Annotated in this window: 14 protein-coding genes; 11 read left to right on the top strand and 3 right to left on the bottom strand. The window is 65.7% G+C overall.

The features are described 5' to 3' along the window. Positions 1-75 precede the first annotated feature (75 nt). From urtB to BKM74_RS11075, 6 genes are all read left to right on the top strand, one after another. A complete protein-coding gene (urtB, locus tag BKM74_RS11050; RefSeq protein WP_245825912.1) occupies positions 76-1740 on the top strand; it encodes an urea ABC transporter permease subunit UrtB in 1665 nt (554 codons plus the stop codon). Further along, entirely contained in the window at positions 1737-2885 is a 1149-nt protein-coding gene (gene urtC, locus BKM74_RS11055; protein ID WP_086465771.1) for an urea ABC transporter permease subunit UrtC, read from the top strand. The genes urtB and urtC overlap by 4 nt, the downstream gene beginning before the upstream one ends. A gap of 4 nt (positions 2886-2889) precedes the next feature. Continuing rightward, positions 2890-3642, top strand: a complete 753-nt coding sequence (urtD, locus tag BKM74_RS11060; RefSeq protein WP_176342494.1) for an urea ABC transporter ATP-binding protein UrtD — start codon at positions 2890-2892, stop codon at positions 3640-3642. Between the two features lie 2 nt (positions 3643-3644). After that, on the top strand, positions 3645-4340 hold the full coding sequence (gene urtE, locus BKM74_RS11065) for an urea ABC transporter ATP-binding subunit UrtE (protein ID WP_086465772.1): 696 nt from the start codon (positions 3645-3647) through the stop codon (positions 4338-4340). Between the two features lie 117 nt (positions 4341-4457). Continuing rightward, complete coding sequence (locus tag BKM74_RS11070) at positions 4458-4853, top strand: hypothetical protein (protein ID WP_140056069.1); 396 nt, start codon at positions 4458-4460, stop codon at positions 4851-4853. Beyond that, positions 4850-5287 carry a TIGR01244 family sulfur transferase gene (locus BKM74_RS11075; protein ID WP_086465774.1) on the top strand — a complete coding sequence of 146 codons (438 nt, stop codon included), beginning with the start codon at positions 4850-4852 and terminating at the stop codon, positions 5285-5287. The genes BKM74_RS11070 and BKM74_RS11075 overlap by 4 nt, the downstream gene beginning before the upstream one ends. Here BKM74_RS11075 and BKM74_RS11080 read toward each other — a convergent pair. After that, on the bottom strand, positions 5284-5859 hold the full coding sequence (locus BKM74_RS11080) for a PAS domain-containing protein (RefSeq protein WP_086465775.1): 576 nt from the start codon (positions 5857-5859) through the stop codon (positions 5284-5286). The two genes, BKM74_RS11075 and BKM74_RS11080, sit on opposite strands and share 4 nt — an antisense overlap. A 76-nt stretch (positions 5860-5935) precedes the next feature. After that, the gene (locus tag BKM74_RS11085; RefSeq protein ID WP_086465776.1) at positions 5936-6850 is read right to left on the bottom strand and encodes a DMT family transporter; all 915 of its coding nucleotides are present in this window, start codon (positions 6848-6850) and stop codon (positions 5936-5938) included. A 254-nt stretch (positions 6851-7104) separates the two neighbouring features. On the opposite strand from BKM74_RS11085, the gene BKM74_RS11090 reads away from it, so the two are divergent. From BKM74_RS11090 to BKM74_RS11105, 4 genes are all read left to right on the top strand, one after another. Next, on the top strand, positions 7105-8388 hold the full coding sequence (locus BKM74_RS11090; protein ID WP_086465777.1) for an imelysin family protein: 1284 nt from the start codon (positions 7105-7107) through the stop codon (positions 8386-8388). A 77-nt stretch (positions 8389-8465) separates the two neighbouring features. Then, positions 8466-10007 carry a di-heme oxidoreductase family protein gene (locus tag BKM74_RS11095; protein ID WP_086465778.1) on the top strand — a complete coding sequence of 514 codons (1542 nt, stop codon included), beginning with the start codon at positions 8466-8468 and terminating at the stop codon, positions 10005-10007. A 27-nt stretch (positions 10008-10034) separates the two neighbouring features. After that, complete coding sequence (locus BKM74_RS11100; RefSeq protein ID WP_086465779.1) at positions 10035-11108, top strand: imelysin family protein; 1074 nt, start codon at positions 10035-10037, stop codon at positions 11106-11108. A 10-nt stretch (positions 11109-11118) separates the two neighbouring features. Further along, positions 11119-12255, top strand: coding sequence for a DUF1513 domain-containing protein (locus BKM74_RS11105; RefSeq protein ID WP_086465780.1), 1137 nt, complete (start codon positions 11119-11121; stop codon positions 12253-12255). Positions 12256-12264: 9 nt separating this feature from the next. Here BKM74_RS11105 and BKM74_RS18750 read toward each other — a convergent pair whose 3' ends face one another. After that, the gene (locus BKM74_RS18750; RefSeq protein ID WP_176342495.1) at positions 12265-12435 is read right to left on the bottom strand and encodes a DUF6726 family protein; all 171 of its coding nucleotides are present in this window, start codon (positions 12433-12435) and stop codon (positions 12265-12267) included. Positions 12436-12541: 106 nt separating this feature from the next. On the opposite strand from BKM74_RS18750, the gene BKM74_RS11110 reads away from it, so the two are divergent. Next, positions 12542-13501, top strand: coding sequence for a glutathione S-transferase family protein (locus tag BKM74_RS11110; RefSeq protein ID WP_086465781.1), 960 nt, complete (start codon positions 12542-12544; stop codon positions 13499-13501). Positions 13502-13526 lie beyond the last annotated feature (25 nt).

A 13526-nucleotide genomic window follows, 5' to 3' on the forward strand; every position in this document is an offset into this window, starting at 1 on the left:
GCGGCCCCGCCGCCGGCCGTCTCTCCCGGACAAGCAAAAAGAACCCACGGCAAGAAGAACCCACGGGAGGCGTTGGTGCTGCGTCATTTTCTGTACGCAATGGCCGTGCTGTGCGCGTTTGCCGCGACGCCGGCCCCGGTTTTTGCCCAGAATCTTTCCGGCCAGAATCTTTCCGGCCAGAATCTTTCCGCCCAGAACACAGACCTGCCCGCCCTGATCCAGGCGCTCGGCGATGCCAAAGGCTATGGCGAGTTGGAAAAGGCCGTCGATGCGCTGGCCGCCAGCGGCGCCAGCGAGGCGGTGCCGGCCCTGACCGCGCTGGGCGATGGCGCCCTTTATACACGCAAGCTTGGCGGCACCGTGGTGATCGCCACGGAGAGTGGCAGCAGCCTTGCCCTGACCGATCCGCTGACCGGCGAGAGCCTGGGCACCGAGCCCGCCGGCGGCTATGAACGCATTCGCGTGAACAACCGTCTGCGCCGGGCGCTGCGCAGCGCCATCGGCGCCCTGACCCTGCTCAGCCCGAAGCCGGAAATCCGCCAGGCCGCCGCCGAGGCGGTCTATAAGGGCCGCGACGCCGGGGCGCTGGAGGTGCTGGAAGAAGCCCTCGCCAAGGAAAGTGTGCCGCGCGTGCGCGCCACGATGGAGCTGGCCCGCGCCGCGATCCAGCTGTCCGGCGCTGCCGACGATGCCACCAAGCTGGCCGCGCTGGACATCATCACCGAGCGCGGCGGCCGCGAATCTCTGGCGCTGCTGGGCCAGGTCTCGGCCAATGCCAGCCCGGCCGTGGCCGAGGCGGCGCAGGTCGCGGTGAAGAAAATCCAGGCCAATCTGCGCTGGTGGGGCGTGCTGCAGAACGCGATCTATGGCATCTCGCTGGGCTCCGTGCTGCTGCTGGCAGCCATCGGGCTCGCCATTACCTTCGGGGTCATGGGCGTCATCAATATGGCGCATGGCGAGATGGTGATGATCGGCGCCTACACGACCTATGTGGTGCAGGAGGTGATCCGCACCTCCTTTCCCTATCTCTTCGACGTCTCGGTGCTGATCGCCCTGCCGCTGGCCTTCCTGGTGGCGGGCGCCATCGGCGTCGCCATCGAGCGCGGCATCATCCGCTTCCTCTATGGCCGGCCGCTGGAGACGCTGCTGGCGACCTGGGGGCTGTCGCTGGTGCTGCAGCAGGCGGTGCGCAGCATCTTCGGGCCGACCAACCGCGAGGTCGGCAACCCGTCCTGGATGTCCGGGGCGTTCGATATCGGCCAGATTTCGCTGACCTATGGAAGGCTCTGGATCATCGTCTTCGCGCTGATCGTCTTCGCCGCCCTGATGCTGATGCTGCGCAAAACGCCGCTGGGCCTGCAGATGCGCGCGGTGACGCAGAACAGGCGCATGGCGGCTTCGATGGGCATCCGCACGCCCTGGGTCGATGCGATGACCTTCGGGCTTGGCTCCGGCGTCGCCGGGCTGGCCGGGGTGGCGCTGTCGCAGATCGACAATGTCAGCCCCAATCTGGGGCAGGGCTACATCATCGACAGCTTCATGATCGTGATCTTCGGCGGGGTCGGCAATCTGTGGGGCACACTGGTCGGTGCCTTCACGCTGGGCGTGGTGAACAAGTTCCTGGAACCCTATGCCGGCGCGGTGCTGGGCAAGATCCTGGTGCTGGTCTTCATCATCCTGTTCATCCAGGTGCGCCCGCGCGGGCTGTTCGCGCTCAAGGGCAGGGCGGTGGAGCAATGACCGGGAGGGCGTTAAAGGGCGGTTTCCTGCTGCGCGGGCTGGACCGCGGCGGCCTGATCTTCCTGGCCATCATCCTGGCGGTTGGCATCCTGGTGCCGGCGCTGAACCTGCTGCTGCCGGCGGATCATCCGCTGCATGTGCCGAACTATGCCGTGTCGCTGGTTGGCAAATATCTCTGCTTCGCGCTGCTGGCACTCTCCATCGATCTGGTCTGGGGCTATTGCGGCATCCTCTCGCTGGGCCATGGCGCGTTCTTCGCGCTGGGCGGTTACGCGATGGGCATGTATCTGATGCGCCAGATCGGCACGCGCGGCGTCTATGCCAATCCGGAGCTGCCGGACTTCATGGTGTTCCTGAACTGGAAGGAGCTGCCCTGGTACTGGTACGGCTTCGACCAGTTCTGGTTCGCTGCCATCATGGTGGTGCTGGTGCCCGGTGCGCTGGCCTTCGCGCTCGGCTGGTTCGCCTTCCGCTCGCGTGTCACCGGCGTCTATCTCTCGATCATCACCCAGGCGATGACCTTCGCCCTGCTGCTGGCCTTCTTCCGCAACGATATGGGCTTTGGCGGTAATAACGGGTTGACCGATTTCAAGGATATCCTGGGATATCCGGTACAGGCGGCCGGCACGCGGGCGACGCTGTTCTTCGCCTCGGCACTGGCGCTGGCGCTGGGATTCCTGCTGTGCCGGGCGATCATCCGCTCCAAGCTGGGCAAGGTGCTGGTCGCCATCCGCGATGCCGAGAGCCGCACCCGGTTCCTTGGCTACCGGGTGGAATATTACAAGCTGTTCGTCTTCACCCTGTCGGCCTGCATGGCCGGGGTGGCCGGCGCGCTCTACGTGCCGCAGGTCGGCATCATCAACCCCAGCGAATTCAGCCCGGCCAACTCCATCGAGATGGTGATCTGGGTCGCGGTCGGCGGGCGCGGCACGCTGATCGGGCCGGTGGTCGGCGCGATCCTGGTGAATTTCGGCAAGACCTATTTCACCGCCGCCATCCCGGAATTCTGGCTGTTCGCGCTGGGCGGGCTGTTCATCGCCGTCACGCTTTTCCTGCCGAAGGGGATCGTCGGCACGGCGTCCGACCTGATGAAGAAGAACGGCAAACCCGCGCGCCGCGACCCGGCGCCGGAACCGGCGGAGTAGCACCATGACCTCCGACCTGATGACCCGCGCGCTACTCTATCTCGACGGGGTGAGCGTCAGCTTCGACGGTTTCCGGGCGCTGAACAGCCTGTCCTTCACCGTGATGCCCGGCGAGATGCGGGCGATCATCGGCCCCAACGGCGCCGGCAAGACCACCATGATGGATGTCATCACCGGCAAGACCCGGCCGGATGAAGGCGACGTGGTATTCGACGGCAAGGTGGACCTGACCAGGCAGGACGAGGCTGCCATCGCGCAGCTCGGTATTGGCCGCAAGTTCCAGAAGCCGACCGTGTTCGAAAGCCATACTGTCTGGGACAATCTGGACCTTGCCATCGAGGGCCGGCGCGATCCGCTGGCGACCCTGTTCCACCGGGAAGGGGCGGAGCGCGACCGCATCGAGGAAATCCTCGGCATCGTGCGCCTGAAGGACCGCAGGCACGAACTGGCCGGCGCGCTGTCGCATGGCCAGAAGCAATGGCTGGAGATCGGCATGCTGCTGGCGCAGAACCCGAAGCTGCTGCTGGTGGACGAGCCGGTGGCCGGCATGACCGACGCCGAGACGGCGGAGACCGCCGATCTGTTGCGCGAGATCGCCCGGACCCATTCCGTCGTCGTGGTCGAGCATGACATGATTTTCGTGCGCGACCTTGGCGTGAAGGTCACGGTGCTGCATGAGGGCGCGGTGCTGGCCGAAGGCTCGCTCGACCATGTCAGTGCCGATCCGCGTGTCGTCGACGTCTATCTGGGGCGCTGAGCATGCTGGATGTCCGCGATGTCGATCTGCATTACGGGGCGGCGCAGGCGCTGCGCAAGGTCTCGCTAAAGGCCGAGATCGGCCGCATCACCTGCCTGATGGGCCGCAACGGCGTTGGCAAGACCAGCCTGCTGCGCGCGATTGTTGGCCATCATCCGGTCAGCCGCGGCGAGATCGGCTGGAACGGCCAGTCGGTCACCGGCCTGCGGCCGTTCGACCGGGCGCGACGCGGCATCGCCTATGTGCCGCAGGGCCGCGAAATCTTCCCGCTGCTGACGGTGAAGGAGAATCTGGAGACCGGCTACGCCCCGCTGCCGCGCAAGGACCAGACTATCCCCGATTATATCTACGAGCTGTTCCCGGTGCTGAAGGACATGCTGGGCCGGCGCGGCGGCGATTTGTCGGGCGGTCAGCAGCAGCAGCTCGCCATCGGCCGGGCGCTGGTGATGCGGCCCTCGCTGCTGGTGCTGGACGAGCCGACCGAGGGTATCCAGCCCTCGATCATCAAGGATATCGGCCGCGCCATCCTGTTCCTGCGCGACCGCGGCGACATGGCGATCCTGCTGGTCGAGCAGTATTTCGACTTCGCCCGTGACCTGGCCGATGATTTCGCCGTGATGGACCGCGGCGAGATCGTGCTGTCGGGCACCAGGGCCGAGCTGGTGGAGAGCGAGGTCCGGCGCTACCTCACGGTCTGATCTGGGCTTCGTACCGATGGGACGCGGCCAGGCATCGTCGGATAGCGCTTGACCGGGGCGGCAAGGGTCGGTTTGCTGCGGGACGTTTTTACGTCTTCCGTAAAGGAAACCGGTACCGTGTTGCAGATCACCCCGTTGCGCCGCCGTGCCCTGCTCTGGGCGGCGCTTGGTATCGGTTTCGGCCTTGCCTATCGCTATCTGGTGGTGCAGCAGCACTGGATCGGCCATCTGTGCGACCCCGGCGACGGGCCCTGGTGGTGCGGTCCGCGCACCGGCCTGATCCTGTTTTTCCAGTATAGCGGCTTCGGCATCCTGGCCGTGCTGACCGGAGTCCTGGCCTTATGGCGCAGGCCGGTCTGGGCCATTCATACGGCGCTGGCCGCCGGCGGCGCGGGGCTGGTGCTGTATAATGCCGAAACCGCCGGCATCGGCTTCGTCATGGGGCTGGTTGCGGCGCTGCGCCAGCCGGCAGCGGCAGACGATAAATCCATAACAGGGGAGGAACGGGCATGAGCTTCAAGACGACCGAGATGGCACCGGGCATCGATACCGGCGCGCAGGTGGACAGCATGTCACTGCAGGAGATTGCGGCGATGGGCTATCGCGCGGTCATCAACAACCGGCCGGACGGCGAGGAGCCGGGGCAGATGGCGATGGCCGACGCCAAGGCGCAGGCCGAGGCGCTGGGCCTCGAATATCACTTTCTGCCGGTCACCAGCTCGACCATTGGCAAGGCCGATGTGGAAGCGTTCGACGCGATGCTGGCGACGGTGGGCAAGCCGGTGCTGGCGCATTGCCGTACCGGCACGCGGGTCTATCTGCTCTATGGTGCGACACAGGTGCTGAAGCATGGCGCCGATGCCGACGCGCTGGTCGCCGAGGCGGCAGGCAAGGGCTTCGACATCAAGTCGCTGCCTGTGCTAGTGGAAAAGCTCCGGTCCGCTTAGCCGAAATCCACCAGCTGGGTGAGCGGCTGCACGGTGCGCCAGTCGCCTTCCCAGCGGCTTTTGTCGCCGCGCCGCACCCAGAACTGGCAGACCATGATGCGGTCGGTGGCCTCGTGGTCGCTGGCCAGTGGCAGCACCAGCCGGTAGGTGATGCCGTTCACGAAGTTTCCCTGATCGTGATAGAGCGTCTCGGAATAGACCGGGCAGCGCCGGTCCGCCGCTGTCGCATGGGTGAAGCTGACATAGGACAGGTAGGGTTCCGGCAGCGCCTCGTCGATATGCAGGCTGGTCAGTTCGCGGCCGACATGGGTGTAGATGGCGGTGCCGACCAGCCGGAAGCGGAACCGGCGATAACGCTCTGAGCCGACGATATCCAGGAGGATCATGTTCGCCAGAACGCCGTTCGGCAGGTCGAGCGGGTCCACGTCATCGCGGCTCGGCAAGGTGCGCCCCGCGCGCTGGCTGCACCAGTAGCTGGCGAGCTTGCGCAGCCTTTCGTCCGGAATGTCGGTCAAGGCGACACGCCCCAGACTGTAGGTGATTTCCGTACGGCTTGTGTCGAAGACCGTCATGGGCTGCCTTGTTCTTGCGTTCTCCTAATATATGGGCGCGGGGAAATAGATTCAAAGCCGCGAAAATTATCCCGGTCTATTCGTGGGGTTGGTCGTGGCGCTGGTCGTGGCGCCGGGCGACAGCTTCGCGGTGCGCGATATAGCTGACGGCGGCGACCACGATGGCCGCGCCGATCCAGGTCCAGACTGTCGGGAATTCGCCGAACAGCAGGAAGCCGATCAGCGTCGCCCAGATCAGCTGCAGGAACTTGGCCGGTTGTGTCACCGAAACCTCGGCCAGCTTGAAGCCCTGCACCATGGCGAGATGGCCCAGCGTGGCGATGAAGGCGGTCAGCGCCATCAGCGCCCATTCCTCCGGCGTTGGTGCGCGCCAGACATAAAGTGCCGGCACCATGGTCACCAGTGTGACGAAGATCGACAGGTAGCCAACAACCGCCGGCCCGCTCTCCTTGCGCATGAGCAGTTTCGCCATGACGTCGGAAAAGGCGAAGATCGGCGCCGCCACCAGCATGGCCATCGCGCCGGGGTCGATGATCGCCGCCCCCGGCCGGAGGATGATCAGGGCGCCAAGCAGCCCGCCCAGCACCGCGACCATCCGGCGCAGCCGGATGCGCTCGCCCAGCAGCAGCACCGCGGCGATGGTGGCAAAGATCGGCGAGGTGAAGCCCAGCGCCGTCACCTCGGCGATGGGGATGCGGCTCATCGCGTAGAACCACATCATCACTGCCAGCCCGTGCAGGATGCCGCGTGTGGCGTGCAGCTTGATGTTGGCGGCGCGGAAATCCGACAGCTGCATGCGCATGAAGAAGGGCAGCATGAACAGCATGCCGAAGGCATAGCGGATGAACGACATCTGGATCGGATTCATGGTCGTGCCGACATGGCGCACGATGGCCATGAAGCTGGCGAACAGCAGGCCGGACAGCACGACCCACAGGATGCCGCGTACATTCGGCGGCAAATCCGCCCACTGGCTCTTGATCGCGTCCATCCGTCTCCGGCGCTTGCGGCTGGGGCGTTGACGGAAAGCCAACCCAATCCTGCTTAGGGGTTCCGGCGGTACTTGTCCATGCCGCGCGGCCGGATTGCATGGCTGGCACGCGGTGCGGCCATGTGTCCTGACCGGTATTGGTTGAGATTATAAATCACTCTCATTATCATCTGGCTCCATCATATTATTGCAAGCCACGCTGGCCAGGGGGTTGGCCGGCTTGCGTGCGACAGGTTTTAGGAAGGGGCAAGGGTATGAGTAGGAACATTCTGGCTTTGGCAGCAGCAGGGTTGCTGGCTGTTGCGGCACCGGCATCGGCAGCGCCAGGCGACGGTGCGGTGCGCGCCATGCTGACGAACTATGCCGATATCGCCCAGGCGATGTATTCCGACTCGCTTGCCAAGGCGAAGGAGCTGCAGGCCGCCGTGCAGGCGCTGACCGATGCGCCCAGCGCCGCCACGATGCAGGTCGCCAAGCGGGCCTGGCTGGCCGCGCGTGTGCCCTACCAGCAGACCGAGGTCTATCGTTTCGGCAACGCCATTGTCGATGAGTGGGAAGGCAAGGTGAATGCCTGGCCGCTGGACGAGGGGCTGATCGATTATGTCGATTCCTCCTACGGCACCGATTCCGACGAGAACCCGCTCTACACCGCCAATGTGATCGCCAATCCGAAGATCACCCATGGCGGCGAGGAGATCGACGCCTCCACCATCACCAAGGAACTGCTGGCCGAGAAGCTGCAGGAGATCGGCGGTGTCGAGGCGAATGTCGCCACCGGCTACCACGCCATCGAGTTCCTGCTGTGGGGCCAGGATCTGAACGGCACTGGCCCGGGTGCCGGCAGCCGGCCCTGGACCGACTATGCCAAGGGGCCGGCCTGCACCAGCGGCAATTGCGACCGGCGCGCGCAGTATCTGACGGTTGCCACCGACCTGCTGGTGGACGATCTGGCGGAGATGGCCGGCAACTGGGCGGCTGACGGCGAGGCGCGCAAGACGGTGATGGAAGCCGGCCCGCAAGGTGGCCTGTCGATCATCCTGACCGGGCTGGGTAGCCTGTCCTATGGCGAGCTGGCGGGCGAGCGCATGAAGCTGGGCCTTTTGCTGAACGACCCGGAGGAGGAGCATGACTGCTTCTCCGACAACACCCACAATTCGCACTATTACGACATCGTCGGAATGCGCGCGGTCTATTTCGGCAGCTATACCCGGATCGATGGCAAGAGCGTGGTGAACGGGCGCAGCCTGCACGATCTGGTGCGTGCCAGCGATCCGGCGCTGGCGGCGGAAATCAAGCAGGCGCTGGATGCCACCCAAGCGGCGGCCCTGGCGATGAAGCAGCGCGCCGAGGCGGTCGAGGCCTATGACCAGATGCTGGCCGCGGGCAATGAAGCGGGCGCTGCGACGCTGCAGGCGGTCATTGATGCGCTGAGCGCGCAGACCCGTTCCTTCGAGCGCGCGGTGGCGCTGCTGGAATTGCAGCCGATCGCCTTTGAGGGGTCCGACTCTCTCGATAATCCGGCGGCCGTCTTCCAGTAAGCCGACAGGGTGCCCAATAGCTGACGGAGCGTTCTGCGGGACGCTTCGTCTTTCATTCCGTAATTCTTGTGATGAAAATGTTTCGATCGGGTTGGCAGGGTACCGTTTCGCTGGGCTTTATCGCCGGGGCGCTCGCAGCTTTTCTGGGTTTGGCGGTGAACGCGGCTGGCGCCGCCTCCACTGGCCCCGATTCCACTGGCAGCAAGGCGGAAAAGGCGCGCATCGCCGCCGTCACCAAACCGGCGTCCGATTTCTCCGAGGCGGAGAAGTTCGAGCAGAACCAGGGCGGTGCGGCGACGGTCTATAAGCCGCTGAACACCAGCATCTTCTCGCACCCGTCCGGCAATATGGCTTTCGAGAAGCAGCTGGATTTCAAGGTCGGCGACGGCATCTTCCGCAAGATCTGGGTGTCCGCGCCAAGCTCAACCGAATCCTCGGACGGGCTGGGTCCGCTGTTCAACTCGCGCTCCTGCCAGGGCTGCCATCTGAAGGACGGGCGCGGCGGACCGCCGGCCGCGGGCGAGCAGGCGGTTTCACTGTTCCTGCGCCTGTCGGTCCCGCCGCAGGACGAGGCGCAGCGCACCCTGCTGGCGAAGGGCGAGGCGGCGCTGATCGGCGACCCGACCTACGGCACGCAGCTGCAGAATTTCGCGATCCAGGGACATCAGCCGGAAGGCGAGATGGTCGTCGAGTATGAAGAAGTGCCGGTCACGCTGGCCGATGGCGAGGTGGTCAATCTGCGCCGGCCGACCTACAGCGTCGCCAACCTGAAGTACGGGCCGATGCATCCGGAGATCATGCTGTCGCCGCGCGTCGCCTCGCCGATGATCGGGCTGGGCCTGCTGGAAGCCATCCCGGAGGAGGACATCCTCGCCTGGGCCGACCCCGACGACAAGGATGGCGATGGCATCTCCGGCCGGCCCAACCGCGTGTGGGACAGTGTGAAGGGTGGGCTGTCGCTCGGCCGGTTCGGCTGGAAGGCTGGCCAGCCGACGGTGCATCAGCAATCCGCGAATGCCTTCGTCGGCGATATCGGTATCTCAACGCCGCTGGTGCCGGCCTCCTCGGGCGATTGCACGCCGGCGCAGAAGGCCTGCCGCGAGGCGCCCACCGGGGACGATGCGCTGGAAGGCACCGAGGTCACGAAGCAGATGATGGACCTCGTCACCTTCTATGCCCGCAATCTCGGCGTGCCGGCCCGGCGCGATGTGGACGATCCGAAGGTGCTGCGCGGCAAGCAGATGTTCTACGAGAGCGGCTGCACGTCCTGCCATCGCCCGAAATTCGTGACCGCGCGCGATTTCGACGGCGAGGAACAGGCCTTCCAGCTGATCTGGCCCTATACCGACCTGCTGCTGCACGATATGGGCGAGGGGCTGGCCGACAACCGGCCGGAAGCGCAGGCAGATGGTCAGGAATGGCGCACGCCGCCGCTCTGGGGCATCGGCCTGACCGAGACGGTCAGCGGCCACACCTATTTCCTGCACGATGCCCGCGCCCGCAACCTGCTGGAGGCGATCCTGTGGCATGGCGGCGAGGCCGAGGCGGCGAAGCAGAAGGTGGTGGAGATGAGCAAGGCCGACCGCGAGGCGCTGTTGGCTTTTCTTAACTCCCTTTAGGCCTGAACCCCCTGTAGGAGAAGCGCGATGCGATTCCGGTTCCTTGCCATTCTTGCCGTGCTGCTGGCCGTTTCGCCGGTGGCGCTGGCCGCTGATCCTGCTTCCTACCGGCAGCTCAACAGCGATCTGGTCACGCATCATGTGATCCCGCGCTATGCGGCGCTGGAGACGGCGTTGGCCGGTTTCGACCGGGCCGCCGGCGCCTATTGCGCCGCCCCGTCCGATGCCGGCTTCGCGGCGCTGCGGACGGCCTATGGCGCGGCGTCCGATGCCTGGCAGGGCGTGCAGCATATCCGGTTCGGCCCGGTCGATCTGTTCATGCGCCAGCAGCGCTTTGCCATGTGGCCCGATCCGCGCAACACGGTGGGAAGGCAGCTGGCCGAGATGCTGAAATCGGGGGAGCGCGACCGTATCAGCCAGAAATCCTTCGAGACCGGCAGCGTCGCCGTGCAGGGGCTGCCGGCGCTGGAACGGCTGCTGTATGACGATGCGCCGCCTGCCGGTTTTGCTTGCGAGGCAGTGACCGCGATATCCGGTAATCTGGCCGGCATGGCAACCGATGTGCTGCGCGCCTGGCGCGAGGATTATGCGCAGACCGTGGCGAAGGCGGGCGAGGCCGGCACCCATTACCAGAGCGCCAGCGAGGCGACGCTGGATCTGTTCAAGAGCCTGCACACGGCGGTCGAGCTGGTGGCCGACCACAAGCTGGCGCGCCCGCTGGGCGGCAGCGCGAAGGAGGCGAAGCCGCAGCTCGGCGAATCCTGGCGCAGCGGCCGCTCGATGGAGAATATCCGCCTGAATTTGCGCGCCGCCGAGGCGCTGTATCTCGGCGAGGGCGGCGGCCAGGGCTTCGGTCATTTCGTGCGCGACGTGGCCGGCGACAAGAAGCTGGACGATCTGTTCCGCCGCGCCTTCAAGCAGACCATCGCCACCGCCGACTCCGTGTCCCTGCCGCTGAAGGAGGCGGTGAAGGACAAGGAGGAGCGGGTGAAGCTGGTGCAGCTGGCCAAGGAAACAGCGGCGCTGAAGCAGCTTCTGGCGACGCGGCTGACCGGGGCGCTGGACATTCCACTCGGCTTCAACGCCCTCGACGGTGACTGAGGAGAGTGTGATGCCGATTTCCCGCCGCCATTTGCTGACCCGGTCCGCGCTGGCCGGCCTCGCCGCCGCCGGCGCGCTGACGGGTCTCGATGCACGGGTGCTGGCGCGCGAGGCGAAGGGGCTCTATCTCAGCGCCCGCGCCGACCGCGAGGGGAAATTCTTCGCCAGCGGCTTCGACGCGGATGGGGCGAAGCTGTTCGACCTGCCGATGCCAGCACGCGGCCATGGCTCCGCAGTCAGCCCGGACGGGCGGCCCAGTGGGAGGCAGGCCGTGTTCTTCGGGCGGCGGCCCGGCCGGTTCGCGCTGGTGATCGATAGTGCCAGCGGCAGAGTCGCCCACACCATCCCCGCCATCGAGGACCGCGCCTTCGCCGGGCATGGGCTGTTCGTGAAGGGCGGCCGGCTGCTGCTGGCGACCGAGATCGACTATGCGGGCAAGCGCGGGCTGATCGGCCTGTACGACGCCGCCGACTCGTTCCGCCGCATTGGCGAATGGCAGACCGGCGGTCTGGACCCGCACGATCTGCGGCTGCTGCCGGACGGACGCACGCTGATCGTCGCCAATGGCGGCATCCTGACCCATCCCGAGGTGCAGCGCATGAAGCTGAACCTCGATTCGATGGACTCCTCCGTCGCCTTCATCGATATCCGCGACGGCAGCCTGATCGAGCAGCGCCGCCTGCCGGGCGAGTTCTTCCAGCTCAGCCTGCGCCACATGGCGGTGACGGCGGAGGGCGAGACGGTCATCGCCATGCAGTATGAAGGGCCGTCGAACGATCTGGTGCCGCTGGTCGGGCTGGCGCGTCCGGGCCGGGATATCGAGATGCTGGATATGCCGGATGCTGCCTGGTCGCGCCTGCGCAATTATTGCGGCAGTGCGGCCGTCGATGCCGGCGGCACCATCCTGGGTGTCACTTCGCCGCGCGGCGGGCGGGCACTGTTCTGGGAGGCGGCGACGCGCCGGCCCTTGCCGCCGCTCGATCTGGCGGATGGCTGCGGGCTGGCCGCAGCACCCGTGCCGGGCCGCTTCATCGTCAGCAACGGGCTGGGCGCGCTGGTCGAATACGATCCCCTCAATGGGCGGACCCGCGCGCTCGACAGCGGCTTCGCCGGTGCGCGCTGGGACAATCACATCTTCACGGGCTAGCGGATCTTCCTAGATCAGCTCGGGGTCGATGGCCATGGCGCAGGCATCGGTCGGCTGCGCCGCCGCGTGCCCGACATAGGGGATCATCTTCAGCACCAGCGAGACGCCCCGACAGGGAGCGGCGGCCACGCCGCAGCCGGACAGGCTGAGCAGTATGGCCATCAGGGCAATAAGGCGCATAATCCCTCGGAACAAGGCAATGGCGAGGCATTTACCCTAGCATCCCTTGCAATCGCGGCGCATCGCCAAACATCAGGACCATCACGACAAAACGGGAGAATGGCCGATGGGCATGCTGGTGGATGGCGAGTGGAAGGATGTCTGGTACGACACGAAATCGACCGGCGGCGCCTTCAAGCGCGAGGACTCCGCTTTCCGTGGCCGGGTGACAGCCGATGGTTCCTCCGGCTTTCCCGCCGAGGCCGGGCGTTATCACCTGTTCGTCTCGCTGGCCTGCCCCTGGGCGCACCGCACGCTGATCTTTCGCGCCCTGAAGGGGCTGGAAAAGGCGATCAGCGTCTCCGTCGTCGATCCGCTGATGCTGAAGGAAGGCTGGGAATTCCCGGAGCCTGACGAGCTGACCGCGGCGACGCGGCTTTACGAGGTCTATCTGAAGGCGAAGCCCGGCTATACCGGCCGCGTGACCGTGCCGGTGCTGTGGGACAAGCAGAAGCAGACCATCGTGAACAATGAATCCGCCGAGATCATCCGCATGCTGAACAGCGACTTCGATGAAGTGGCGGAAAATCCCGGCCTCGATCTCTATCCCGAACCGCTGCGTGCCGAGATCGATGCGATCAACGAGATGGTCTATGACCGGGTGAATAACGGCGTGTACAAGGCCGGTTTCGCCACCGAGCAGGACAAGTACGAGAAGGCCGTCACCAGCCTGTTCGGCGCACTCGACATTCTGGAGGAGCGGCTGGCGCGCCAGCGCTACATCGCCGGCAACCGCATCACCGAGGCGGACTGGCGGCTGTTCACCACGCTGATCCGCTTCGATCCGGTCTATGTCGGCCATTTCAAATGCAATCTGCGCACGCTGGCCAGCTATCCCAATTTGTGGGGCTATACGCGGGAGCTGTATCAGGTGCCGGGTGTGGCCGGGACGGTGAACTTCACCCACATCAAGCGGCACTATTACGAAAGCCACCGGCAGATCAACGGCAGCGGCATCGTGCCGCTGGGGCCGGTGCTGGATCATGATGCGCCGCACGGACGGGACCGGCTGCCGAAGGTGGCCTGAGTGCGGTATTCGGATAGATTGCCGG

Origin of the sequence: Oceanibaculum nanhaiense (genome assembly GCF_002148795.1) — a bacterium.
Classification (GTDB): Bacteria; Pseudomonadota; Alphaproteobacteria; order Oceanibaculales; family Oceanibaculaceae; genus Oceanibaculum; species Oceanibaculum nanhaiense.